2 protein-coding genes are annotated in these 1,581 nt (G+C 56.6%); one reads left to right on the forward strand and one right to left on the reverse strand.

What is annotated here, in order from left to right; all coding sequences use genetic code 11:
- The coding region (locus A3AY_RS0134195) for an aldehyde dehydrogenase family protein (RefSeq protein ID WP_018330169.1) at positions 1 to 1,170 on the reverse strand (1,170 nt) is incomplete at its 3' end.
- 114 nt (positions 1,171 to 1,284) lie between these two features.
- Between A3AY_RS0134195 and A3AY_RS0134200 the strand changes: the two genes are divergently transcribed.
- Positions 1,285 to 1,581: helix-turn-helix domain-containing protein (locus A3AY_RS0134200; RefSeq protein ID WP_167332418.1), on the forward strand; the 297-nt coding region annotated here is incomplete at its 3' end.

A 1,581-nucleotide genomic window follows, 5' to 3' on the forward strand; every position in this document is an offset into this window, starting at 1 on the left:
GACGGGGCCGAAAACTTCCTGCTGTGCTATCTTCATGTCATTGCGAACACCGGTGAAGATCGTCGGCTCAACAAATTGTCCCTGACCGAATTCGGGCCCGCTCAGGGCCTTGCCCCCGCAAACGAGATTGGCTCCTTCATCCTTGCCCATCTCGATCATGCGCAGGATTTTCTCATGCTGTGCGCGTGTCGCAATCGGCCCGATCTGGGTTTCGTAACGCGAAGGATCGCCGATCTTGGCTGTCTCGACGATCTCTTTGAGTTTCGCCACAAACTCGTCGTGAATGTTGTCCTGCAAGAGAAGGCGGGATCCCGCCATGCATGTCTGGCCCGACGCACCGAAAATACCGGCAATGGCGCCCTTGACAGCCTGCTCGATATCGGCGTCGTCGAAGACGATGTTCGGCGACTTTCCGCCAAGTTCCAGCGTGACTTTCTTCAGCCCGGAAGCAGCTGCCTCATTGACCTTCTGCCCGCCAATATCCCCGCCCGTAAAGGCCACCTTGGCCGTCAAAGGATGGCGAACCAATGGTTCGCCCACTTCTTGACCGAAGCCCGTGACGACGTTGACAACACCCTTCGGGAAGCCGGCCTCGTCTGCCAGTTTTGCAAGTTCGAGAATGGAGGCGGATGTGTATTCGGATGGTTTGATGACAATCGTGTTGCCTGCAGCGAGCGCCGGCGCCATTTTCCAGGTCGTCAGGGCAAGCGGCGAGTTCCAGGGCGTGATCGCGACCACGACACCAAGGGGCTCATATTTCGTGTAGTTGAAGACATCCGCCTTGTTGATCGGCACAACTTCGCCACCGATTTTATCAGCAAGACCCGAATAGTAATAAAACCACTGCGCCACATTGCGCACCTGACCGGCAACTTCGGCAATGAGCTTGCCGTTGTCGCGCTGCTCGATCATGCCCAGGCGCTCGACATTGTCTTCGATGAGACCCGCCAGCTTCCGCAAAAGCGCACCGCGTTGCGTCGCCGTGAGCGAACTCCACTCCGGAGACAGGAACGCCTCATGGGCAACTTCCACCGCACGGTTGGCGTCGCGCTCGTTGCCTTTGGCAATCTCCGCCCAGGCGTGGCCGGAAAAGGGTTCGGTTGTCTCAAACCATTCACCGGAGGATGGTTCCACCCATTCGCCACCGATGAAATGCTGATACCGCTGCATAGCTCACTCCCATAAAGTTCTACTTGACAGAACACTGTTCCTTGGAATAGAACAAACACCGTTGGGAGTTTTTTGTCAAGATGGATTCCTTTGAGGGGAATGCTGGAGGTGAATTTGCAAAAGGAAGAGAAGCCAAGGAGCGGTGGCGTCGATGCGGTCGACAGAGCCCTGTCGATCCTTAGCTGTTTCAACGCCAAAGACAGCAAGCTAACGCTGACCGAGATCGCCAGCCGCACCGGACTCTACAAAAGCACGACTTTGCGACTGATCGAATCGCTGGAGAATGGAGGTTTTCTGATCCGCTCCGACAGCCGCGGATACGCACTCGGCGCCGAGTTGATGCGGCTCGGCTCTATCTATTCGGGACAGTTCCGGCTTGAGGACAGGATAAGACCGGTTCTCGTGCGCCTT

Origin of the sequence: Rhizobium giardinii bv. giardinii H152 (assembly GCF_000379605.1) — a bacterium.
In the GTDB taxonomy this organism is placed as follows: domain Bacteria; phylum Pseudomonadota; class Alphaproteobacteria; order Rhizobiales; family Rhizobiaceae; genus Pararhizobium; species Pararhizobium giardinii.